The following is a 21,221-nucleotide window of genomic DNA, read 5'->3' as shown; positions in this document are numbered from 1 at the left end:
TTACGATGTCATATGACATAATATGAATTTTAAGAGGTGTCGAGCCCTATTGCTGTTCGGCGAGCATCCGGTAGCGGCGCTGGCTTGCCATCATATGGGCGCGCATTGTTTGGCGGGCGCGTTCCGGATCCTGATCGGCAATCGCCGAGAGGATCTCGACATGTTCGGCATATACCTTCTGCAGATAGTCGCGGTCATTGGCCTCGGGCAGCGTCGGAAACTGGCCGCGAGGGATGGCGCGCGGGCCGAAATGGCGCAGCACGTCGACATAGAATCGGTTGTTCGTTGCTGCGGCAATCGCCATGTGGAAGGCATAATCGGCCTCCACCGTCTGCTGTCCACTCTCGATCAACTGCGCCATCCGGCGGTTGGCCTCGCGAATGGCCGCCTCCTGCTCGGCGGTGCGGCGATAGGCTGCGATTGCGGCCGCTTCACCTTCTGCCGCCATGCGAAACTCCAGCAATTCCAGGGTTTCCGGAATGCTTTTGATTTCCACCGGCGTCAGCGACAGCACCGAATGCGCCTTCGGATCGGCGACGAAGACGCCTTTGCCCTGGATCGGCCTGACGAAGCCGGCTGCCCTGAGATCGGCAATCGCCTCGCGCACGACAGTGCGGCTGACGCCGAAGGTGGCTTCCAGCTGCGGTTCTGTCGGCAGCTGGTCGCCGACGCGCAGCTTGCCCGTTTCGATTTGCGCCCGCAGCTGATCGATGACCTGCTGTGCCAGTCTTTGCCGACCGCGGCTGAGTGTCGTCATATCCGTTCCCCAATTCCCTTTGCATCACGTCTTCCGCTCGGCTCTTGCAAATCATATTCGACTTCGTTAAATCATAATACGACATACGGACGACATAATATGTCTTTCTTATAGTAATCCAGGGAGGAGTTACAATGAAGCATTTTTCCAAGGGCCTGTTCGTCGGTGCCGTCATCGGCGCGCTGACGATCGCAGCGCCTCAGCTCTATGCCGCCACACCGAAGGACCAGCTGGTGATCGGGACATCGCTGGCACAGGTTCTGTCTCTCGATCCGCATCAGGCGACGGAGGGAAAAGCGGTCGAGATCATGTCGAATCTCTACGATCGGCTGGTCAACAGTACGCCGGACGGCGAGATCGTGCCGCAACTGGCGGAAAGCTGGAAGGTTGACGACAAGGGCATCACCTTCACGCTGCGCGAGGCCAATTTCGCCTCCGGCAATCCGGTGACATCGAAGGATGTCGTCTATTCGCTGGGACGGCTCCTGAAGCTCGACCAGGCTGCTGCCGCAAACCTCAAGCGCGTCGGCTATGACAAGAACAACGTCGACAAGCTCGTCACGGCGGTCGACGACAAGACGGTTCGCATCGATTTTTCCGGCCAGGTGACTGCCGAGATGCTGCTCTACCGGCTCGCGGCCTCGACCACCAGCGTGGTCGACAGTGTCGAAGTGCAGAAGCATGTTGCCGACAACGACTGGGGCAATGCCTGGATGCGCACGCACTCGGCCGGCTCCGGTCCGTTCACCCTCAATCGCTGGTCTCCGAACGAACTCGTGATCCTCGACGCCAACAAGGATTATGTGGCCGGCGCTCCGAAAATGAAGCGCGTCATCGTTCGCCACGTTCCGGAGAGCCAGGTCGAGCGATTGATGCTCGACCGCGGTGACATCGATATTGCCAGCGCGCTGACGGCAGCCGATCTTGCGACCTTCAACGATAAGAAGGGCTTTACGATCCAGCGGATTCCCACCGGCGGCTTTTACGTGCTGTCGATGAATGCCGGCAACAAGTACCTCTCCAACCCGAAGGTTCGCGAGGCCATTGCCTACGGTATCGACTACAAGGGCATCGAAAAGACGATCATGGGTCCTTACGGGCGGGCGAGAAACGTGCCCGTTCCGGAGAATTTCGAATATGCGATCCCCAATCCCGATTGGCATCTCGACGTCGAAAAATCCAAGCAGCTGTTGGCCGAGGCAGGGTTCAAAGACGGCTTTTCGCTGTCGCTGAAGACCATCGCCCAGACGCCGCGCATCGATCTCGCCACGGCCATCCAGGCATCGCTCGCCCAGGTTGGCATCAAGATCGATATCCAGCAGGGCAACGGCTCGGAAATCATCGCCGCCCACCGCGCCCGGGATTTCGATCTGCTGATCCCGCAGACCAGCGCCTACATGCCGAATGTCCTCGGTTCGATGGAGCAGTTCTCGTCCAATCCGGACAATTCCAAGGAAGCCAACAATGCCGGCAACTTCGTCTGGCGCTCGGCCTGGGACATTCCGGAACTCACGGCCCTGACGGCAAAGGCATCGATGGAGCCGGACGCCAAGAAGCGCGGCGAGCTCTATGTCGAAATGCAGAAGATGTTCGTCGAGCAGAACCCGGCAGTGCTTCCGATGTTCGAACGCTTCGAGCCGATCGTCCTGTCGAGCAAGGTGCAAGGATATGTGGGGCATCCGACCCAGCTGACGCGTCTCGAGAACGTCACCAAGTCTGAAGCCCAGTAATACTCCCGAGGCAGCCGATCATGAAGGAACTCTCTGTAGCCGAATTTGGCCGACGCCTGGCGCATTTGCTGGTCAGCCTGTTCATCCTCCTCTGCGTCACCTTCGTGATCGGCCGCGTCCTGCCCACTGATCCCGTCGGCGCGATCGTCGGCGAGCTCGCCGATCCCGCAGCCTATGCGGCGATGCGCACGCGCCTCGGCCTCGATCTGCCAATCTACCAGCAGTTTTTCCTCTATCTGAACGGATTGGCCCATGGTGATTTCGGCACGGCCGTGCTCACCGGCAATCCCGTCTCTTCGGACCTCGCTCAGGCCTTCCCGGCGACGTTCGAACTCGCCACGCTTGCCGTGATAATTTCGACCTTCGTCGGTGTCCCGCTTGGCCTGGTCGCGGCCCTGTTTCGCGACAGCTTGATCGACAAGATCGCCCGCGTGGTTGCCCTCGTCGGTCATTCGATCCCGGTTTTCTGGTTCGGCATCGTCGGGCTCGTCATCTTCTATGCCAGCCTGAACTGGGTCGGCGGGCCGGGCAGGGTCGACGTGTTTTACGAAGGGCTCGTCACGCCGCAGACCGGGCTGCTGTTGGTCGACAGCCTCCTGCAGGGCGAGACCGAGATCTTCTGGAATGCGCTTGGCCATATCATTCTGCCGGCCTGCATCCTTGCCTATGCCGCCATGGCCTATATCACGCGCATGACCCGCAGCTTCACGCTGGAGCAGTTGAGCCAGGATTATGTGATTGCCGCCCGCGCCAAGGGTGTCAGCCCGACCGGCACTGTTCTGCGCCACGTCCTGCCGAATATCGCGGTGCAGCTGATCACCATCCTTGCCATTTCCTATGGCGGGCTTCTCGAAGGCGCCGTCGTCACCGAGATCGTCTTCTCCTGGCCGGGCATCGGCCAATATATGACCAACGCGCTGATGATCGGCGATATGAACGCCATCGTCGCAGCCACCATCATCGTGGGATTCATCTTCATGTTCCTGAACTTCCTGGCCGACGTCGCCTACGCCGTCCTTGATCCGCGCATGAGGGAGGTGGCCCGATGAGCGATGCCGTTCACAGCGAGATTCAGATCCGTCCTCCAAGCGTGCCGAGCCGGGTTGCCGCTTCCTTTGCCCGCGCCGGCCGCAAACTGGCCGACGAACCGCTCGGCCTTGCCGGCTTCGCCGTCCTCGGCATTCTCTGCTTCGTCGCGATCTTCGCACCGCTTCTGGCGCCCTATGATCCGACCATACAGGCGCTTGGCGATGCCTTGCAGCCTCCGAGCCTCGCTCACCTGGCGGGTACGGACGAATTCGGGCGGGATATTCTGAGCCGCCTCATCTTCGGTACGCGCATCACCATCCAGACCGTGCTTGCGGTTTCCCTGATCGTCGGGCCGATCGGGCTGCTGATCGGCGTCGTCGCCGGCTTCTTCGGCGGCAATACCGACGCCTTTCTGATGCGCACCACGGATATCGTTCTTTCCTTCCCGTCGCTGATCCTGGCGCTCGCCTTTGCCGCAGCACTCGGCGCGGGGCTGGGCACGGCGATCATCGCCATCTCGCTCACGGCATGGCCGCCGATCGCAAGGCTTGCCCGCGCGGAGGCGCTTGTCGTCAGAAATGCCGATTATGTCGTCGCTGCCCGCCTTTATGGCGCGTCGCCGATCCGCATTCTTCTCCTCTATATCGCACCCATGTGCATTCCCTCGGTCATCGTGCGCCTGACGCTGAACATGGCGGGCATCATCCTGACCGCCGCCTCGCTCGGCTTTCTCGGCCTCGGCGCTCAGCCGCCCGCGCCGGAATGGGGCGCGATGATCTCCAACGGCCGCAAGTTCATGCTCGATTACTGGTGGGTCGCCGTCATGCCGGGTATCGCCATCCTGCTGACGAGCCTTGCCTTCAACATCGCCGGAGATGCTCTGCGCGACATTCTGGATCCCCGCCATGCAAGATCGTGATCTCCAGCCCGTTCTGTCAGTCAAGGACTTGAGCGTCCGTTTCGGGCGAGGCGCGGTCCCCGCCGTGTCCAATGTCAGTTTCGACGTCGGACGAGAACGTGTCGGCATCGTCGGCGAATCCGGCTCCGGAAAATCGACGACCGGCCGCGCCGTCATGCGCCTTCTGCCGCCGGCCGCCGTGGTTTCTGCCGAGCGTCTGGATCTGACAGGCAGTTCGCTTCTCTCGAAGACCGAGCGTCAGATGGGCGCGCTTCGCGGCAAGGATATCGCGCTGATCATGCAGGATCCGCGCTATTCCCTGAATCCGGTGCTCTCGATCGGCAAGCAGATCGCCGAGGCCGCACGCCTTCACCTCGGCCTTCGCGGCAAGCCGGCGCAGGATGCTGTCCGCGCCATGCTCGAGCGCGTGCGGATCAGCGATCCGGAGCGGGTCATGGCGCTTTATCCCCACCAGATTTCAGGCGGCATGGGCCAGCGTGTGATGATCGCGATGATGCTGCTGGCGCGGCCGAAGCTCGTCATCGCCGACGAGCCGACCTCCGCGCTCGATGTCAGCGTACGGAAGGATGTGCTCCTGCTGCTCGACGAACTGGTGCGGGAGAACAATTCGGGCCTGCTCCTGATCAGCCACGACATCCGCATGGTTGCCGCCTTCTGCGAGCGCATCATCGTCATGTATGCTGGCAAGATCGTGGAAACCCTGACCAGCCTGGAAGAGGCTCGCCATCCCTATACCCGCGGGCTGATATCAGCGCTGCCCGACCCGAAGAACCCGGTTCGCCGGCTTGCGGTTCTCGACAGGGCGAAACTCGATCTGGAGACGGCGCAATGATCAACGTGCGGGACCTCGATGTCGTCTTCGCCTCAGGCAAGAACAGGAACCATGTCGTCAGGGGCATCAGCTTTCAGGTCAATCCTGGCGAAACACTCGGCATCGTCGGTGAATCCGGATGCGGTAAATCGACCGTGCTGCGTTGCCTCGCCGGGATGGAAAGTGGTTGGACGGGCCGGATCGAGCTCGGCGGAAAACCGATCGGAAAGAAGCGCTCCCGCGAGGAACTGACCTCAGCCCAGATGGTGTTTCAGGACCCCTACGGGTCTCTGCATCCTCGCCATCGTATCGGCACCGCACTGGCCGAGCCGCTGCGCGCCATGGGACATTCCGATATCTGGTCCAAGGTCGAAAAGGCATTGATCCAGGTGGGGCTTCCTGCAAGCTTTGCAAGTCGTTTTCCGCACGAGCTTTCCGGCGGCCAGAGGCAGCGCGTGGCGATCGCCCGGGCACTCATCCTGTCGCCGCCGATCCTGCTGCTCGACGAACCGACATCGGCGCTCGACGTTTCCGTCCAGGCCGAAATCCTGAACCTGCTTGCCGATCAACGCGAAGAGAAGGGACTGACCTATCTGCTCGTCAGCCACGATCTCGCTGTGATCGCCCATATGTGCGACCGGGTACTGATCATGAAGGATGGCGGCTTCGTGGATGAACTCACGAAGGAAGATCTGCAGGCCGGCATCACGCATGATGCCTATGCGCGAGAGCTGTTCGAAGCGAGCTTCATGGAAGCTTGATCAGGGTGTTCTGCAATAGCTTGCGAAAGCGTCGAGGAAACGGCGCATCTCGTCCTGACGCTGAGGCTGGGAAAGCTGCTCGCCAATCTCATCCGGTGAAAGCTTCATCAGATGGAGGCGAAGGAAGAGTTTTTCGTTGAAGCGATCGCTCAGTGTGGCGAGAACGGTGCGAAGCTGGTGCAGCATGTCGTCGCCGCGATGCGACGCGTGCGCAAGCACGATCGGTTTGCCGATCACTTCGTTGCGGGAGACGAGCCAGTCGATGGCGTTCTTCAGTCCGCCGGGAATAGACCTGATATATTCGGGGCTTGCCAAGATGAGCCCGTCGGCATCCGCGATCGCGTTCGCAAAGGCCACCACTTCAGGCGGAGGTTCCTGCTCCAAGTCGGGCGAAAAGACGGGAAGTTCTCCCAAGCGGTCATAGACCGAAACCTGATGCGTCGCGCCCGCAACCGACTGAAAAGCATAGAGCATGGCGGTGTTGGTGGAGGCCCGGCGGGCGCTTCCGGATATTGCCAGGAATTTCATGATCGCGGCATAACCTCCTGCAGGCGCCTGACGGCAGCAACGCTGCCCCTTTCGACGAGATGGCAGGAAAGCTCGACGCGCCGCCGCGGCGTCGCAAGGCCGAGCATCATGTCGCGCAGCAGATCGAGCGCGGTGGCGCCGAGTTCGCGCATCGGAATGTGAACGGTCGAGAGCGGCGGATTGAGAAAAGCCGATTGCGGCAGATCGTCTATGCCCATGACGGAAATGTCTTGGGGCACGGCATAACCCATCGCCTGCAATCCGCGCACGGCGCCGTTGGCGAGACTGTCGCCTGCCGTCAGAATGGCTGTGAAGAACAGGCCCTTCTCGCTGATGAGCCGGGTGACGGCCTCGGCGCCGAGTTCCGGCAGCCAGTCGTCGACTTCGAGCACCAGATCGGCATCGGCCGTCAGCCCGTGATGCAGCAGGGCATCGCGCCAGCCCTCCAGGCGTCGCTCGATCGTCCGCCGTCCCGGCCGCAGCATGAACAAGATGCGTTGATGCCCCGCCTCGATCAGCCGCTCCGCGGCGATGAAGGCGGCCGAACGGTTGCAGGGCGTCACACTCGAAAGCCGCATATAGGGATCGTCGCTGTTGACGAGCACGACGGGCTTTCCGAGATCGGCGGCCGCGGCAAGCATATCCTCCTCGTCGACGGTCAGGATCAGCATGCCGCCGAAGCTCGCATCGTCCCGCATCTCGGCGATGACGCGCGCTTCATCCGCCTGGTCGGCGATGGGGCGCATCGCCATCTCGATGCCGAGGGCGGCTGCGCGGGCATTCAGTCCTTCGAGCACGTAGAGCGTGAACTGGTTACGAACATAATCGATCATCGCCGCACCGGAGGCGACGAGCATCACCTTTTTGCCCGCGACGCTCGCCGGCAGGGCGTAGCTGACCTCGCTTGCCGTTTCCAGCACTAGCTTGCGGATCTCGGGCCTCACGCCCTTTTCGCCGGCCAGCGCCCGCGACACGGTGCTGATCGATACGCCGCATCTGGCGGCAATATCGTCGAGGCGCGTGCGCCTGCCTTTTTTCTGCTCCGCTGCCATGACATCTCCTCGCTCCCTCTCTGTTATGCAAAAATCTTTCACATTGCGCAAATGGAATGCCTATGCACAATTGTCGCGAGGAGTCCGCAACAAAGCAGGGAGGCTGAAGATGCGGCTTGACGGGCAGTCCATGCGTCGGCTTTGCGCCCGGCGTCTCAAGGTTCGAGCATGATGCCGAAAAGCGTCACATGCTCCAGCTGTTCCAGAGCGGGCTGAAGCATGGCCGCCGAACAGCAATCCTATCTTCGTCGCACAACCGCGAAGCAAACCCCGATCGTCTATTGGCAGCTCTCAAGCCTATGGCAGGAGCGGTACGATGTCGCCGACCGCCCGATGGAAGGCAGGATGGATCCCTTCTTCTTCGTCACCAAGACGAAGAATTTCATTCCGCATGAATATCCCTGCCGCACTGAATTCAAGAAAGCTTTCTCCAGCCGGCGGCCGCAACCTTCAGCCGACTTCGAGGCTATCCGCTGGTGGCTTCCCTTCGCGTCGCCACGTGTCGATCTCTCCGGCTTCTGGTTTCGCCCGACGCGCATCGGCTGCTGGGCGCGCACCTTCCTCGATGCCCGATCGGCTGGCCCCGCCAAGCTGCGCCTGTCGACCTGCGGCGGCGCCATCCTTTTCGTCAACGGCAGCGAAAAGGGTTTCATGGCGCCATACGAGCGCAATCTCGAAGCCCAGCAGATATTCGAGGTCGAGCTGTCCGCCGGCCTCAACGAGATCCGCGTCTATTTCGACGATCTCGCCGAGCGTGACGCCCGTTTCTATTTCCAGCTGGATTATCTCGAAGGACCTGAGGTCGAAACATCGCTTCCCGTTCCGACCGCCGCCGGTGACGCGGATGTGCTGGAGGCGATCCTCGAAGGCATGCGCTTCGACCGCACCGCCTATCTCGGCGAGGACGTGACGATCCTTTTTCCCAGGCCGCTGCCGGTGGCGCTGACCTGCCATGTCGAGATCGAAGGCGACTTCATGTCGGTCGAACGCTTCGCCTATGATTTCGCGCTGGAGAAGGGTGCAACCAAGCTTGAGCTTGGCACCTCGGCGCGTATGCCCGCCGATTTCCGTCACTTCCGCATCGCCTTCAAAACCGGCGAGTTTTCCGTCGGCCGCACGCTCGGCGTCGAGATCTGTCATCCGCAGGGGGAAGCGCCCGCTGCGCTGGAGGACCGCGTCGCCGAGGCGCTTGCGAAGGTTGCTGCGCATTCCGAGCCCGATACCGTCTGCGCCTTTGCGCGCCTGGCGCTGGGGCAGGGCGGCGAGGAGACCGAGGCGATGATAGCGGCCATGCTGCCCGTCATCGAGGATTGCCACGACTGCGCCGATTTCGTGCTGGTGCCGCTGCTGTTTGCCTATACGCGCTGGAGCGATCTGCTGTCGCCGGCGCTGCGGGAGAGGATTGAACACGCCGTCCTCCGTTACCGCTATTGGATGGACGAGCCGGGCAACGACGTTCAGTGGTATTTTTCGGAAAACCACGCGCTTCTCTTCCATACCGCCGCCTATCTCGGTGGCAGGCTTTTCCCCGAGGCCGTCTTCATCAGGTCCGGCCGCACGGGCGCCGAACAGATGAAGGTCGGCGAAGAGCGCGTTCGCGCCTGGCTCGATCATTTCGAGTGCTGGGAAATGGCCGAGTGGAATTCCGTTCCCTATTTCCCGATCGACCTCAAGGGCCTGACGGCGCTCGCCGCCTGTGCGCCGGATGAGGCGATCCGCAGCCGCGCGAGCGCCAGCATCGTTCGCCTGATGGAGATCGTCGCCCGCTCGGCCCATCATGGCATGCTGACCGGCAGCCAGGGCCGCTCCTACGAACATACGCTGCGTCCCGGCCGTTCGGTCGAACTGTCGGCCATCGCCCGCCTGCTCTGGGGGCGCGGCTGGTACGGCCGGCGCGTCCATGCCTTGCCACAGCTTGCCGTCTGCATCCGTGATCATGGCCTGCATTTTCCCGAAGAGCTTGCGGCAATCGCCGCCCATGACGCCGATGATGCGCAGGAATGGACCTTTTCCCAGGGCGAGAACCGTTTCGCCGCCCTTTATCACTACAAGACGCGCGACACCGCACTCGGCACCATCGCGCATTATCGCCCCGGCGCCTGGGGCTACCAGGAGACGGTGCTGCACCTGCGCTTGGGCACGCGGCCGGAAGCGCAGATCTGGATCAACCATCCCGGCGAAACCATCCAGTTCGGCTACGGCCGGCCAAGCTTCTGGGGCGGCTGCGGAACGCTTCCGCGCGTACATCAGTATCGTGATCTCGCGATCCTCGATTTCGACATCCATGAGGGTCAGCCGGATTTCACCCATGCCTGGTTCCCGGTGGAAGCCTTCGACGACAGCGTGGTTGATGGCAACTTGGCACTCGCCCGCTCTGGTAGCGGCCTGGCGCTGCTCATCGGCAGCGGAATGCTGACGCCCGTCAAGGAAGGCCCGACGACGGATATGGAACTGCGGCTGGCCGGTCGGAAGAGCCGCTGGATCGTGCGCCTCTCCGATCTCAAGCGGGAAGGCGGCCTTGACGGCATGCAGGCGCGTTTTGCCGGGCTCTCTGCCCGCCGGGATGACGAGGGCGCATTGATCGTCGTCGATCCCGATTATGGCCAGGTCGTTTTCGAAGAAGACGGCACCGTGCGCGCCGAAGGCCGCATTCTCAGTCCTTCGGACTGGTCGGTGCGGGGAGACGCGGTACATCTCACGATACCGGGCAGGCAGCCTCGGCGCGCGGCCTCGTAGACGAAGTGTCCGGCAGGTGGAGGACCGGCCGGGCGCAGCAATTCATCGGTCAGGAGGAGGAGAAAATGGCCAGAATGAAATCGATCGGCGCGGCTTTCGCTGCTGTTCTCTTGAGTTCCGTAGCAGCTCATGCCGGCGACGTGCGCATCATGTGGTATTCCGACGGCGGCGAAGGCGAGGTCATCAAGGACCTGCTGTCGCGCTTCTCAAAGGCCAATCCCGACATCAACGTCATCCTCGACGAAGTCTCCTATGACGTCGTCAAGGAACAGCTGCCGGTGCAGCTGGAAGCCGGGAAGGGGCCTGATATCGCCCGCGTCACCAATCTGAAGGCGCCGGCGCAGCATTGGCTCGATCTTCGCCCTTACCTCACCGACGCGAAATACTGGGACGACAATTTCGGCGCCCAGGCCGACTGGATGCGTCCTGACGGCTCGAACGCCATCACCGGCTTCATGACGCAGCTGACGCTGACCGGCGGCTTCGTCAACAAGACGCTGTTCGATCAGGCCGGCGTTGAAATTCCCGGACCGAAGGCAACCTGGGACGATTGGGCGGCGGCGGCCAAGAAGGTCGCCGACAGTCAGAAGGTCTTCGCCATGGCGATCGACCGCTCCGGCCACCGCGTCTCCGGCCCGAACATCTCCTACGGCGCCAACTATATCGCCGCCGATGGCAAGCCCGCACCGATCGACCAGGGCGCCAAGGATTTCCTCAGCCGCTTCGTCAAATGGAACGAGGACGGCACCGTCAACAAGGACGTCTGGGTGAGTGCCGCCGGCACCACCTATCGCTCCGCGGCCGAAGACTTCATCAATGGAGGGCTTGCCTATTTTTATTCGGGCAGTTGGCAGATTTCCGGCTTCGCCCAGAAGATCGGCGACAATTTCGATTGGGTCATGACCGGTAGCCCCTGCGGCACGGTTGCCTGCTCCGGCATGCAGGGCGGCGCCGGTCTCGTCGCCGTCAAGTACACCAAGAACCCCAAGGATGTCGCCAAGGTGATGGATTATCTGGCAAGTGCCGACGTGCAGAAGGAGTTCGCCGAGCGCAGCCTGTTCATTCCCGCGCATAAGGGGGTGGCTGCCGGCCAGGTGAACTTCAAGACCGACAATCCGCATGTGAAAGCGGCGCTGACGGCCTTCGTCGCAGCGGCCGGCCAGACGGCGGCGCCCGCGATGAAGCTGCCGGGCTGGAAGTGGTCGGATGCGTACTACAGCGCCATCGTTGCCCGCATCAGCCAGGTGATCGCCGGCGAAATGAAGCTCGACGACGCCTATGCGCGCATCGACGAGGACATCAAGGCCAAGGTCGCCGCCAACTGACGGAAGAACAGATGGCTCCGAAGACTGTTTCCCCAGAACCGCCGGCGAAAGCCGGTCTGCGGCAGGCGCTCCATGCGCCTGTCCGGCTTCTCATGGGGATCGTCGATATTCCCATGCGCGCCTGGCAGAAGCTGACCGGGCTGAACGGCATGGCGGGCGTCTTCCTGGCGCCCAACATGCTGATTTTCACGGTCTTCGTGCTGCTGCCGCTGGTCATCAATTTCATCTATTCGACGACGAGCGGCAGCGCCATCTTCCTTCAGAGCCGGACCTATGTCGGCGCCGACCAGTACCGCCTCCTCTTCGATTGCGGCAGCTATCTCGACCCGGCGACCTGCGCGGCCGATACCTTCTGGGCGGCCGTGCGCAACACCGCCGTCTTCGTCGTCTTTCAAGTTACCGCGATGCTGATCACGGCGCTCACGACGGCGCTGATCCTCAATCGCGAGCTTTCCAATCGCGGCTTCTGGCGCGCCGTCTTCTTCTTCCCGGTGCTGCTGTCGCCCGTCGTCGTTGGCCTGATCTGGAAATGGATCCTCCAGCGCGAAGGTCTGCTGAACTATGCACTGAGCCCCTTCGGCTTCGAACCGTTCTCCTGGCTCAGCGATCGCTTCTGGGCCTTCTTCTTCGCCGTCTTCGTCTCGGTCTGGGCGCATATGGGCTTCTACGCGCTGATCCTGCTCGCCGGCCTGCAGGCGATCCCTAAAGATCTCTACGAGGCGGCCGCGATGGACAAGGCGAGCCCCACCCGGATTTTCCGGCGCATCACCCTGCCGCTACTGATGCCGAACCTCATCGTCGTCCTGGTGCTGGCACTGATCCGCGCCGTGCAGATATTCGATGAGGTCTTCGTGCTCACCGGCGGCGGGCCGGGCACCAGCACCATGTACATCACCCAGTATATTTACGAGACCGGCTTTGCGAGTTCGTTGCGCAATCCGGGGCTCGCATCGGCCGCCTCGATCCTGATGGGCCTCGTGCTCGTCGTACTGACGCTGATCCAGCTCGGGGTCAGCAACCGCAACGAGAAGAAGGGAACACGCCAATGAGCGCTGTCGGCGCCTTCCTGCTGCGTCGCCGCGGCCGCGGCTGGCACTGGACCGATGTCGTTACCTGGATCTGGCTGATCTCGGGTGTCTTCCTGATGTTCGGCCCGGCCATCTGGCTGGTCTTCTCCTCATTCAAGACGCCGGCGGCCCTTGCCGAGTTCCCGCCGTCCTTCCTGCCTTATGTCACCCAACAGGCCGTGGTGCCCGGCTACGACAAGCCGCTGCCGCTCTATAATGTCACGATGCCGGACGGCAGCACCCGGGTGCTCGCCGAAGTCCGCCGGATCGGCATCATGGGTCAGATGGTCGATCCGAAACAGCCGGGCGAAATCGTCAAGGTCAACATCAAGGACCGCACGCCGGTGCGTGAGGTCGAATTCGCCGGGGGCAACTACACCGAACCCTTCCGGCGTTTCGATTTCTTCCAGTTCCTGCGCAACTCCGTCTTCGTAACCGTGGTGGCGACGGCCATTACGTTGCTCGTCAATTCCATGGCCGCCTTCGCGCTGTCGAAATACCAGTTTCCCGGCCGTACTGCCGTCATGCTGATGATCCTGGCGACGCTGATGGTGCCGCTTTCGGTGATCGTCGTGCCGCTCTACTCCGTCATCGGCACGCTGAACCTCTTCGACAGCCTCTGGGGCGTCATCCTGCCGACGGTCGCCACGCCGACAGGCGTCTTCCTGCTGCGCCAATACATGCTGACGATCCCCGACGAGCTGATCGACGCCGCGCGCATGGACAAGGCGAGCGAATGGCAGATCTACTGGCGCATCATCCTGCCGCTGTCGGCGCCGGCGCTGGCGGTGCTGGCGATCTTCTCGGTCGTCTGGCGCTGGAATGATTTCCTCTGGCCGCTGATCGTGCTCTCGCGCAAGGAACTCTACACGCTGCAGGTCGGACTCAACGTCTATGCCGGCGAACTCAACGTCCAATGGCACTACATCCTCGCCATGACCGTCGTTTCGATGATCCCCGTCGTGCTGATCTTCGTCTTCCTGCAACGCTTCATCACGACTGGTATCGCCGGCTCCGGACTGAAATAACATGAAACAGGAGAGCGCATGAGCGGGCTCGAGCTCAGGAACATCGTCAAGAATTTCGGCTCCGTCGAGGTCATTCGCGATGTCTCGCTTGACGTAAGAGACGGCGAATTCGTCGCTTTCGTCGGCCCGTCCGGCTGCGGGAAATCGACGCTGCTGCGCCTGATCGCCGGTCTCGACAAGCCGACGGGCGGCAGCATCCTCATCGACGGCAAGGACGTCACCGCCATCACCGCCGCCGACCGCGGTCTCGCCATGGTCTTCCAATCCTACGCGCTCTATCCGCATATGAGCGTGCGCGAGAATCTGGCCTTCGGCTTGGAGAATACCAAGGTGGCCAAGGCCGAGATCGAGGCGCGCATTGCCGACGCCGCGCGCATGCTGGAGATCGAACCCTTCCTGCAGCGCCGTCCGGGCCAGCTTTCCGGCGGTCAGCGCCAGCGCGTCGCGATCGGCCGCGCCATCGTCCGCCGGCCGGATGCCTTCCTGCTCGACGAGCCGCTGTCCAATCTCGATGCAGAGCTCAGGGTGAGCATGCGCGCCGAGCTCGCCGCCCTTCATGCTCGCCTGAAGGCGACGATGATCTATGTCACTCACGATCAGGTCGAGGCGATGACGCTTGCAAACCGCATCGTCGTGCTGAGAGGCGGCAGGATCGAGCAGGTGGGGACCCCGCTGGAGCTTTACAATAAGCCCGCGAACCGCTTCGTCGCCGGCTTCATCGGCGCGCCGCACATGAATTTCCTGGAGGGGTCGGTCACCGGTCACGAAGGCGGTTTCACGCAAGTCGAAACAGTTGGCGGCCATCGTCTTTCCGCTGTTGCCCGGGAGGTGCATCCGATCGGCGAGAGGGTCAGCATCGGCATCCGGCCACAACACATCACCCTTGCCGACGCGGGCTCCGATAGCAGGCTGGACACACGCGTCACACTCGTCGAGGAATTGGGCTCCGAGACGGTCGTGCATGCCGATGCGGCGGGAAAGAAGCTGATTGCCGTCTTCGCCGGCCAGCAGCGGATGAAATCCGGCGACAGCCTGCCGCTGCATCTTGATCCCGCGGTGCTGCATCTTTTCGGCGAGGACGGTCGGCGCCTGTCTTGAGCCTGCGCATGCGTTCCCCGTTTTAATGTTTCCTGATCTCGCCTCGAAAATAGGGGATGAGGAAGCGGACCGGGCGGGTAGGGAGCTCGTCTGCCGTTTCGTCGGCCATCGGGAGAAAGCGGAAAAAGCCCGTTGTTCTCCAGCACCGCCGCGTCCGCTTGGCGCGGTCCGCAACCTCCACTCGGGAACGGCGTTTTCAGCCGAAGGTTCCAGGAAAATCAACCTCATCCACTCGCGCCGATAGGCTCGATGCGGCACGCCGGCTCTTTTCAAACGGATATGTCGCTCTAGCTTAGAGAACACCTACGAAAGGAGGAAAACATGACCGACGCACCGAACACGGCGACCCCGGCGCGAAGAGTTTTGCGTGGCCGCCCCTACAGTATGAGCGAGTTTGCGAGAAAATATCGGCTCGACGACAAGGAGGCGAAACGGCTCTACGAAAAGTTCGGCCCATCCGCCACCGAGCTCGACCTGTTGATGGCGGCGAAGCGGCGCCCGCCCGGCCTGCCGACCAATCTGGATTCCTGACGGTCCGCCATGAGGACCCGAACCGGAAGCTGCCTTTGCGGGGCGGTCGCCTACAAAGTGGAAGGTGAGCCGCTTCGCGTCGGCCTCTGCCATTGTGCCGATTGCCGCAAAACGAGCGGCTCCGCCTTCGTTTACTTCGCCGTCTGGCCGCGTCAGGCTTTCTCCCATAGCGGCGAAATCGCCACGTTCGCCGGCCGCAGCTTCTGCCCTGTCTGCGGCGGCAGGCTCTTTTGTCTCCAGGACGCCGCAGTTGAAATCCGCCTCGGGTCCCTCGATGGTCCACCGACCGACCTTGCCCCCGGCTACGAGGTCTGGACCAAACGGCGCGAACCATGGCTGCATGCTTTGCCCGGCGCGGACCAATTTACCGAGGATGCGGACTGACGGACGCTGTACGGTTTTGCGCGACATGCTCCGCCGCACCGAAACTTGACTTTTCTTACCAATATTTCATTTCACCCATCCGCAATTCCGTGGCACTCCGGCGACAGCGCTAATCGCCGGTTCATCTGCGGTGTGATTACTTCGCTGCGGAGGCCGAAGCGGCCACTGACGGATCGAGGACGACATGAACAAAATCGTAAGCGGCAACGAAACCGGGGCAAAGGCCGGCGCAACGCCTGACCTCGCAGCGGTTCTTGCCGCCTCGGGAAAGCAGGGCAAGCGACGCCGCTGGCGCGGACGCCTGCTCGTTCTTCTCGTCGTCGTCGCCGCTGCCGCAGTCGCCGCCTACATCTATATAGGTCGCGGGCGCAGCGAAGTGAGCTACGCCACACAGCCGGTAAAACGCGGCGACCTGACGGTGCTCGTCACCGCCACCGGCTCGGTGCAGCCGACCGAGCAGGTCGATATATCGAGCGAGCTTTCCGGCACGGTTCGCGACGTCAACGTCGATTACAACAGCGCCATCAAATCCGGCGACGTACTGGCTCAACTCGATACCAACAAGCTCGAGGCGGATGTGAAGAGTTCGCGCGCCAAGCTGAATTCGGCCAAGGCGAATGTCGCCAAGGCCAATGCGGATTTGGAATCGGCAAGCACCTCGCTGGAACGGCTGAAGAGCCTGGTCAGGAGCAACGTCTCCACCCAGCAGAGCCTCGACGACGCCACCTACAAATATGATTCCGCCGTCGCCGCAAAACAGATCAACGAGGCCGAGGTGCTGGCCTCGGAGGCAGACCTGCAGCTTGCCGAGGTCAACCTCGCCAAAGCGAAGATCGTCTCGCCGATCGACGGCGTGATCCTCACCCGCTCCGTCAATCCCGGCGCCACGGTCGCAGCCTCGCTGTCGGCCCCGGTCCTCTTCACCATCGCCGGCGACCTGAAGAAAATGGAGTTGCAGGTCGATGTCGACGAGGCCGATGTCGGCCAGATCGCCGTCGGCCAGAAGGCGAAGTTTACCGTGGACGCCTATCCCGACCGGAACTTCCCCGCCGAGATCGAGCAGATCCGCTTCGCCTCCGAAGTGGTCAACAATGTCGTGACCTACAAGGCCGTACTTTCAGTCGACAACGCCGACCTGCTGCTGCGTCCCGGCATGACGGCGACTGCCGACATCACCGTCGAGGCCGTCAAGAATACGCTAATGGTGGCGAACAGCGCGCTGCGTTATGCCCCGCCGCAGACTGAGACGCGTGGCCGCGGCATTTTCGGCCTCTTCGGTCCGCCGCGCCAGCGCCGCAATGCCGGTCCGGCGCTGACCGGCACAGAGCGCCGCGTTTGGGTCTTGCGCAATGGCCGCCCCGCGTCCGTCGTCATCCAGGTTGGTTCGTCCGATGGCCAGTTCACCCAGGTCGTCTCCGGCGAAATCAAGGAAAACGACGCCGTGGTGACGGACACCACGGTGCGGACGAACTAGGCGGAGAGACGGATGGCAAGCCCGCCGCTCATCGAATTCAGGCAGGTCTCGAAAATCTACGGCGAGGGCGAGGCGGCGATCCGCGCGCTCGATCGTGTCGACCTTGCGATCAACGCCCGTGAGTTCGTCGCGATCATGGGGCCGTCTGGCTCCGGCAAGTCGACGGCGATGAACATTCTCGGCTGCCTCGACGTGCCGAGCGGTGGCGACTACATCTTCCAGGGCATCCCGACCAGCGGCTTCGACCGCAGCCAGTTGACGCTGTTGCGCCGCCATATGCTCGGCTTCGTCTTCCAGGGCTTCAATCTCCTGTCGCGTACCTCGGCCGTCGAGAATGTCGAGCTGCCGCTGATCTATCGCGGCATGGCGGTGCGCGAACGGCGTGAGCGGGCGCGCGAGGCCTTGGCGCTGGTCGGCCTTTCCGGCCGCGAGCATCACAAAACACAGGAACTATCCGGTGGCCAGCAACAGCGCGTCGCCATCGCCCGCGCTATCGTCACCGAGCCGGCGCTGCTGCTCGCCGACGAACCCACAGGCAATCTCGACACGAAGACCAGCGTCGAGATCATGGATCTGATGACGAGGCTGAACCGCGAGCAGGGCATTACCATCGTCATGGTCACGCACGAGCCCGATATCGCCGCCTATGCGCAGCGGTTGCTCCGTTTCGTCGACGGCAAGCTGGAGACGGAAGCCGAGCACCGGAGGAGGGCGGATCATGTTCTTTGAGACGCTGAAGCTCGCGCTGCGCGCCATCTGCCGCAACATGCTGCGCTCGTTCCTGACCGTGCTCGGCGTCGTCATCGGCGTCGCCGCCGTCATCGCGCTGGTGACGATCGGTAACGGCACAACCGCGCAGGTTTCGACTGAGCTCTCGCGGCTCGGCACCAACATGCTGTTCGTCCGTCCCGGCCAGTTCGGTCCCGGCCGCGCAAGTTCCGAGGCGCGGCGCTTCTCGCTGAAGGATGTGGCGGCGATCCGCGATCAGGTTTCGGGCCTGCGGGCGGTCGCGCCGGCCAACCAGTCGACGGCGACCGTCATCTTCGGCGGGCAAAACCATTCCACCACCGTTTACGGCACCACCAACGACTATCTCGTCGCCCAGGACTGGGATCTGACGCTCGGGCGCAATTTCACGCCGGCCGAGGAACGCGGCCAGTCGCGTTGCATCATCGGCGGCACGGTCCGCGAGCAGCTCTTCGGCGCAGCCGATCCGACCGGCCAGCAGATCCGCGTCGGCAAGGTCTCATGCCCCGTCATCGGCGTGCTCGCCAAGCGCGGCCAGTCCGGCATGGGCAACGACCAGGACGACGTCGTGATCATGCCGGTCAAAGTATTCCAGCGGCGCATCAGCGGCAGTTCCAATGTGCCGAGTATCGTCATTTCCGCCCGCGACGGCGTATCGACCGCCAAGGTGCAGTCCGATGTCGAAAATCTCCTGCGCGAACGCCGCAAGATCATTCCCGGCCGGCAGGACGATTTCAACGTCAACGACATGACGCAGATCGCCGAGGCGATGACCGGCACGACGACGCTCTTGACCGGCCTGCTCGGCGCCGTCGCCGCAATCAGCCTCCTCGTCGGCGGCATCGGCATCATGAACATCATGCTTGTCTCCGTCACCGAGCGAACCCGCGAGATCGGCATCCGCCTGGCGATCGGCGCGCTCGAAAACCAGGTGCTCACTCAATTCCTGGTCGAAGCGGTAGCGCTCTCGCTCTTCGGCGGCATCACCGGCATCATACTGGGCTTGAGCCTCGGCTTTGGCGCCGTGACCCTCCTGAAAGTACCTTTCGTCTTCAGCCCGATGATGATCGCCGTCGCCTTCCTCTTCTCCGCCGCAATCGGCATGATTTTCGGCTATTTCCCGGCGAGGAGGGCTGCGCAGTTGAATCCGATCGAGGCGTTGCGGCATGAATAAGAAATGGTTCGTGGTGGGAAACGCGCCAAGCCCTTCTACTCTTGTGAACCGAACGTAAGGAGTAACATCATGCCGCTCAACAGACTGGTGATCTACGCCAGGAACGTCGAGGAAACGGCACGGTTTTATGAGAAGCATTTCGGTTTCACGGCGATCAGTCTGCCTGGCGACAGGATCGTCGAACTCGTCGCCCAGGAGGGCGGCGTCAATATAATGCTTCATCAGGCAGCCAAGGGACAGCGGAGCGGCCAATCCATCATCAAGCTCGTATTCGATGTGGCGGATGTCGAGGCCTTTTGCACGCAAAGCGCGGAGAACGGCCTGCAGTTTGGCCCTCTCCATGAAGCTGATGGCTATGTATTCGCCAATACAAAGGACCCGTGTCAAAATTCGATCTCGGTTTCCAGCCGGGCTTTTCGCAAAGACGGCGTTTGATCCTCAAAGTATGTTATCTATCTGTCTCCGTTATGATATATCAGCGTGACTTGCCTCGGGTTTTCGGGCATTTCAGATTATTGTATATCAGGTTCGGATTTCGGCATGCAGACGTCACAGAGCCATCTTGCCTATCTCGCGCTGGAGCATCTGATCGTCACGTTGGCGCTGAAGCCCGGGGCGTTCGTCACGGAAAAGCAGCTGATCGATATGGCAGGCCATGGACGGACGCCGGTGCGTGAAGCGATCCAGAAGCTTGCCTGGCAGGGGCTGATCCTCGTGAAGCCGCGCGTTGGGCTGCAGGTCGCCGAGATCGGGCCTGAGGATCATGGCAATGTCATGCAGGTGCGGCGTGAGTTGGAGCCGATCGCGGCAAGCCTCGTCGCGGAGCATGCGAGTGATGGACAGCGCGCGCGTCTCGTCGATTGCGCCCGTGCGATGGAAGAATGCGCCGTGACCGGTGATCTCGCCGGTTTCTTCGCCGCCGACAAGGCCTTCGACGAAATCCTCGAGGATGCCTGTCCGAATGGTTTCATCACGTCAGCGCTCGGCCCGGTGCAGACGCATTCACGTCGTCTTTGGTACTCCACCGCAAGTCCGGAGCGCATGGATCGCTCCATCGCGCTGCATGTCGCCGTCATCCGCGCCATTCATGCGGGCAAGCCGGCCGAGGCGCGGGCTGCCATGACGGTTTTGATCGACTATCTCGCCCACATATAGAAACGGCCCCGTTTCCGGAGCCGTTGTAAGGTCTGATTGTCGAAAGAGCGTCAGCCGACGAAAGCGCGCTCGATGACGAATTCGGCGGGCTTGCTGTTGGCGCCTTCATTGAGGCCGGCCTTTTCGAGCAGTTCCTTGGTATCCTTCAGCATGGCCGAGGAGCCGCAGATCATGCCGCGGTCGATTGCCGGATCGAGCGGCGGCACGCCGAGATCGGTAAACAGCTTGCCGGAGGAGATGAGGTCGGTGATACGGCCGCGATATTCGAAATCCTCGCGCGTGACGGTCGCGTAATGGCGCAGCTTGTCGCCGACCACTTCCTTCAGCAACTCATCGTTCTGGATCTCATGCACGAGGTCGAAGCCGTATTTCAGTTCGGCAACGTCGCGCGTGGTATGGGTGAGGATGACTTCCTCGAACTTTTCATAGGTCTCGGGGTCGCGGATCAGGCTGGCAAAAGGCGCAACGCCCGTTCCGGTCGAGAACATGTAGAGACGGCGTCCGGGCGTCAGCGCGTCGAGCACCAGCGTGCCCGTCGGCTTCTTGCGCATCAGCACCTGGTCGCCCGGCTTGATCGCCTGCAGATGCGAGGTGAGGGGACCGTCCGGCACCTTGATGGAAAAGAATTCGAGCTCTTCGGCCCAGGCGGGGCTGGCGATCGAATAGGCGCGGAAGACCGGCTTGCCCTCGACCATCAGGCCGATCATCGCGAATTCGCCGGAACGGAAACGGAAGCCCTGCGGCCGGGTCATCGTGAAGCGAAAGAGCCGGTCGGTATAATGCGTCACGGCAAGCACCGTCTCGGCGTAGACGCCGGCGGGGATGGACGAGGCGAAGTCTTCGGTCTTTGCAGGCGCGTTCATTGCGGTAGAGGATCCCGTTTCGTCGATAAACTTATCGGATGCGAGGCAGATA

The 21,221-nt window shown here is 62.1% G+C and carries 21 protein-coding genes; 17 read left to right on the top strand and 4 right to left on the bottom strand.

Annotated elements, in window-relative coordinates:
* Positions 1 to 46: 46 nt before the first annotated feature.
* A complete protein-coding gene (locus ATY78_RS25605) occupies positions 47 to 757 on the bottom strand; it encodes a FadR/GntR family transcriptional regulator (protein WP_088685096.1) in 711 nt (236 codons plus the stop codon).
* 134 nt (positions 758 to 891) lie between these two features.
* Here ATY78_RS25605 and ATY78_RS25600 point away from each other — a divergent pair, with 134 nt between their 5' ends.
* The 5 genes from ATY78_RS25600 to ATY78_RS25580 are packed head-to-tail and all read left to right on the top strand — an operon-like array spanning position 892 to position 6,007.
* Complete coding sequence (locus tag ATY78_RS25600) at positions 892 to 2,487, top strand: ABC transporter substrate-binding protein (RefSeq protein WP_088685095.1); 1,596 nt, start codon at positions 892 to 894, stop codon at positions 2,485 to 2,487.
* A 20-nt stretch (positions 2,488 to 2,507) separates the two neighbouring features.
* Positions 2,508 to 3,536 (top strand): ABC transporter permease, encoded by a 1,029-nt coding sequence (locus ATY78_RS25595; RefSeq protein WP_088685094.1) that lies wholly within the window; start codon positions 2,508 to 2,510, stop codon positions 3,534 to 3,536.
* On the top strand, positions 3,533 to 4,435 hold the full coding sequence (locus tag ATY78_RS25590; protein ID WP_088685093.1) for an ABC transporter permease: 903 nt from the start codon (positions 3,533 to 3,535) through the stop codon (positions 4,433 to 4,435). Before ATY78_RS25595 ends, ATY78_RS25590 begins: the two co-directional genes overlap by 4 nt.
* A complete protein-coding gene (locus ATY78_RS25585; RefSeq protein WP_088685092.1) occupies positions 4,422 to 5,267 on the top strand; it encodes an ABC transporter ATP-binding protein in 846 nt (281 codons plus the stop codon). Before ATY78_RS25590 ends, ATY78_RS25585 begins: the two co-directional genes overlap by 14 nt.
* Positions 5,264 to 6,007 (top strand): ABC transporter ATP-binding protein, encoded by a 744-nt coding sequence (locus ATY78_RS25580; protein WP_088685091.1) that lies wholly within the window; start codon positions 5,264 to 5,266, stop codon positions 6,005 to 6,007. The genes ATY78_RS25585 and ATY78_RS25580 overlap by 4 nt, the downstream gene beginning before the upstream one ends.
* Here the strand turns inward: ATY78_RS25580 and ATY78_RS25575 are convergent, their stop codons facing one another.
* Together ATY78_RS25575 and ATY78_RS25570 are read right to left on the bottom strand one after the other, a co-directional pair.
* Positions 6,008 to 6,535 carry an NADPH-dependent FMN reductase gene (locus ATY78_RS25575; protein WP_088685090.1) on the bottom strand — a complete coding sequence of 176 codons (528 nt, stop codon included), beginning with the start codon at positions 6,533 to 6,535 and terminating at the stop codon, positions 6,008 to 6,010.
* Positions 6,532 to 7,587, bottom strand: coding sequence for a LacI family DNA-binding transcriptional regulator (locus ATY78_RS25570; RefSeq protein WP_088685089.1), 1,056 nt, complete (start codon positions 7,585 to 7,587; stop codon positions 6,532 to 6,534). The genes ATY78_RS25575 and ATY78_RS25570 overlap by 4 nt, the downstream gene beginning before the upstream one ends.
* Positions 7,588 to 7,806: 219 nt before the next feature.
* Here ATY78_RS25570 and ATY78_RS25565 point away from each other — a divergent pair, with 219 nt between their 5' ends.
* The 12 genes from ATY78_RS25565 to ATY78_RS25510 all read left to right on the top strand — a co-directional run bounded on the left by ATY78_RS25565 (position 7,807) and on the right by ATY78_RS25510 (position 20,306).
* A complete protein-coding gene (locus ATY78_RS25565; RefSeq protein WP_088685088.1) occupies positions 7,807 to 10,323 on the top strand; it encodes a hypothetical protein in 2,517 nt (838 codons plus the stop codon).
* A 65-nt stretch (positions 10,324 to 10,388) separates the two neighbouring features.
* The gene (locus ATY78_RS25560) at positions 10,389 to 11,648 is read left to right on the top strand and encodes an ABC transporter substrate-binding protein (protein WP_088685087.1); all 1,260 of its coding nucleotides are present in this window, start codon (positions 10,389 to 10,391) and stop codon (positions 11,646 to 11,648) included.
* A gap of 11 nt (positions 11,649 to 11,659) precedes the next feature.
* Positions 11,660 to 12,697 (top strand): sugar ABC transporter permease, encoded by a 1,038-nt coding sequence (locus tag ATY78_RS25555; RefSeq protein WP_088685086.1) that lies wholly within the window; start codon positions 11,660 to 11,662, stop codon positions 12,695 to 12,697.
* On the top strand, positions 12,694 to 13,743 hold the full coding sequence (locus ATY78_RS25550) for a carbohydrate ABC transporter permease (protein WP_088685085.1): 1,050 nt from the start codon (positions 12,694 to 12,696) through the stop codon (positions 13,741 to 13,743). Before ATY78_RS25555 ends, ATY78_RS25550 begins: the two co-directional genes overlap by 4 nt.
* Before the next feature lie 18 nt (positions 13,744 to 13,761).
* On the top strand, positions 13,762 to 14,841 hold the full coding sequence (gene ugpC, locus ATY78_RS25545; protein WP_088685084.1) for a sn-glycerol-3-phosphate ABC transporter ATP-binding protein UgpC: 1,080 nt from the start codon (positions 13,762 to 13,764) through the stop codon (positions 14,839 to 14,841).
* A gap of 321 nt (positions 14,842 to 15,162) precedes the next feature.
* Positions 15,163 to 15,372: a hypothetical protein gene (locus ATY78_RS25540; protein ID WP_088685083.1), complete on the top strand. Its 210-nt coding sequence runs from the start codon at positions 15,163 to 15,165 to the stop codon at positions 15,370 to 15,372.
* Positions 15,373 to 15,381: 9 nt separating this feature from the next.
* Positions 15,382 to 15,756, top strand: coding sequence for a GFA family protein (locus tag ATY78_RS25535; protein ID WP_088685082.1), 375 nt, complete (start codon positions 15,382 to 15,384; stop codon positions 15,754 to 15,756).
* Positions 15,757 to 15,940: 184 nt separating this feature from the next.
* A complete protein-coding gene (locus ATY78_RS25530; RefSeq protein WP_088685081.1) occupies positions 15,941 to 17,230 on the top strand; it encodes an efflux RND transporter periplasmic adaptor subunit in 1,290 nt (429 codons plus the stop codon).
* Positions 17,231 to 17,242: 12 nt separating this feature from the next.
* Entirely contained in the window at positions 17,243 to 17,959 is a 717-nt protein-coding gene (locus ATY78_RS25525; RefSeq protein ID WP_088685080.1) for an ABC transporter ATP-binding protein, read from the top strand.
* Positions 17,949 to 19,151, top strand: coding sequence for an ABC transporter permease (locus ATY78_RS25520; RefSeq protein WP_088685079.1), 1,203 nt, complete (start codon positions 17,949 to 17,951; stop codon positions 19,149 to 19,151). Before ATY78_RS25525 ends, ATY78_RS25520 begins: the two co-directional genes overlap by 11 nt.
* A gap of 69 nt (positions 19,152 to 19,220) precedes the next feature.
* Positions 19,221 to 19,586, top strand: coding sequence for a VOC family protein (locus ATY78_RS25515; RefSeq protein WP_088685078.1), 366 nt, complete (start codon positions 19,221 to 19,223; stop codon positions 19,584 to 19,586).
* A gap of 105 nt (positions 19,587 to 19,691) precedes the next feature.
* Positions 19,692 to 20,306 carry a GntR family transcriptional regulator gene (locus ATY78_RS25510; RefSeq protein ID WP_088685077.1) on the top strand — a complete coding sequence of 205 codons (615 nt, stop codon included), beginning with the start codon at positions 19,692 to 19,694 and terminating at the stop codon, positions 20,304 to 20,306.
* 50 nt (positions 20,307 to 20,356) lie between these two features.
* On the opposite strand, the gene ATY78_RS25505 is transcribed toward ATY78_RS25510, so the two are convergent.
* Positions 20,357 to 21,169 (bottom strand): ferredoxin--NADP reductase, encoded by an 813-nt coding sequence (locus ATY78_RS25505; protein ID WP_010060954.1) that lies wholly within the window; start codon positions 21,167 to 21,169, stop codon positions 20,357 to 20,359.
* Positions 21,170 to 21,221 lie beyond the last annotated feature (52 nt).

Source organism: Rhizobium sp. R635 (assembly GCF_002211285.1).
In the GTDB taxonomy this organism is placed as follows: domain Bacteria; phylum Pseudomonadota; class Alphaproteobacteria; order Rhizobiales; family Rhizobiaceae; genus Rhizobium.
The sequence above is the reverse complement of the archived record's forward strand: the minus strand, read 5'-3'. Positions and strand labels throughout refer to the sequence as shown.

What these genes read in the sequence shown, in the direction of transcription:
- ATY78_RS25540 (WP_088685083.1), top strand. Translation starts at nt 15,163, where the DNA reads ATGACCGACGCACCGAACACGGCGACCCCGGCGCGAAGAGTTTTGCGT.
- ATY78_RS25590 (WP_088685093.1), top strand. Translation starts at nt 3,533, where the DNA reads ATGAGCGATGCCGTTCACAGCGAGATTCAGATCCGTCCTCCAAGCGTG.
- ATY78_RS25580 (WP_088685091.1), top strand. Translation starts at nt 5,264, where the DNA reads ATGATCAACGTGCGGGACCTCGATGTCGTCTTCGCCTCAGGCAAGAAC.
- ATY78_RS25530 (WP_088685081.1), top strand. Translation starts at nt 15,941, where the DNA reads ATGAACAAAATCGTAAGCGGCAACGAAACCGGGGCAAAGGCCGGCGCA.
- ATY78_RS25585 (WP_088685092.1), top strand. Translation starts at nt 4,422, where the DNA reads ATGCAAGATCGTGATCTCCAGCCCGTTCTGTCAGTCAAGGACTTGAGC.
- ATY78_RS25525 (WP_088685080.1), top strand. Translation starts at nt 17,243, where the DNA reads ATGGCAAGCCCGCCGCTCATCGAATTCAGGCAGGTCTCGAAAATCTAC.
- ATY78_RS25600 (WP_088685095.1), top strand. Translation starts at nt 892, where the DNA reads ATGAAGCATTTTTCCAAGGGCCTGTTCGTCGGTGCCGTCATCGGCGCG.
- ATY78_RS25550 (WP_088685085.1), top strand. Translation starts at nt 12,694, where the DNA reads ATGAGCGCTGTCGGCGCCTTCCTGCTGCGTCGCCGCGGCCGCGGCTGG.
- ATY78_RS25520 (WP_088685079.1), top strand. Translation starts at nt 17,949, where the DNA reads ATGTTCTTTGAGACGCTGAAGCTCGCGCTGCGCGCCATCTGCCGCAAC.
- ATY78_RS25570 (WP_088685089.1), bottom strand. Translation starts at nt 7,587, where the DNA reads ATGGCAGCGGAGCAGAAAAAAGGCAGGCGCACGCGCCTCGACGATATT.
- ATY78_RS25575 (WP_088685090.1), bottom strand. Translation starts at nt 6,535, where the DNA reads ATGAAATTCCTGGCAATATCCGGAAGCGCCCGCCGGGCCTCCACCAAC.
- ATY78_RS25510 (WP_088685077.1), top strand. Translation starts at nt 19,692, where the DNA reads ATGCAGACGTCACAGAGCCATCTTGCCTATCTCGCGCTGGAGCATCTG.
- ATY78_RS25605 (WP_088685096.1), bottom strand. Translation starts at nt 757, where the DNA reads ATGACGACACTCAGCCGCGGTCGGCAAAGACTGGCACAGCAGGTCATC.
- ATY78_RS25560 (WP_088685087.1), top strand. Translation starts at nt 10,389, where the DNA reads ATGGCCAGAATGAAATCGATCGGCGCGGCTTTCGCTGCTGTTCTCTTG.
- ATY78_RS25595 (WP_088685094.1), top strand. Translation starts at nt 2,508, where the DNA reads ATGAAGGAACTCTCTGTAGCCGAATTTGGCCGACGCCTGGCGCATTTG.
- ATY78_RS25515 (WP_088685078.1), top strand. Translation starts at nt 19,221, where the DNA reads ATGCCGCTCAACAGACTGGTGATCTACGCCAGGAACGTCGAGGAAACG.
- ugpC (WP_088685084.1), top strand. Translation starts at nt 13,762, where the DNA reads ATGAGCGGGCTCGAGCTCAGGAACATCGTCAAGAATTTCGGCTCCGTC.
- ATY78_RS25535 (WP_088685082.1), top strand. Translation starts at nt 15,382, where the DNA reads ATGAGGACCCGAACCGGAAGCTGCCTTTGCGGGGCGGTCGCCTACAAA.
- ATY78_RS25565 (WP_088685088.1), top strand. Translation starts at nt 7,807, where the DNA reads ATGGCCGCCGAACAGCAATCCTATCTTCGTCGCACAACCGCGAAGCAA.
- ATY78_RS25505 (WP_010060954.1), bottom strand. Translation starts at nt 21,169, where the DNA reads ATGAACGCGCCTGCAAAGACCGAAGACTTCGCCTCGTCCATCCCCGCC.
- ATY78_RS25555 (WP_088685086.1), top strand. Translation starts at nt 11,660, where the DNA reads ATGGCTCCGAAGACTGTTTCCCCAGAACCGCCGGCGAAAGCCGGTCTG.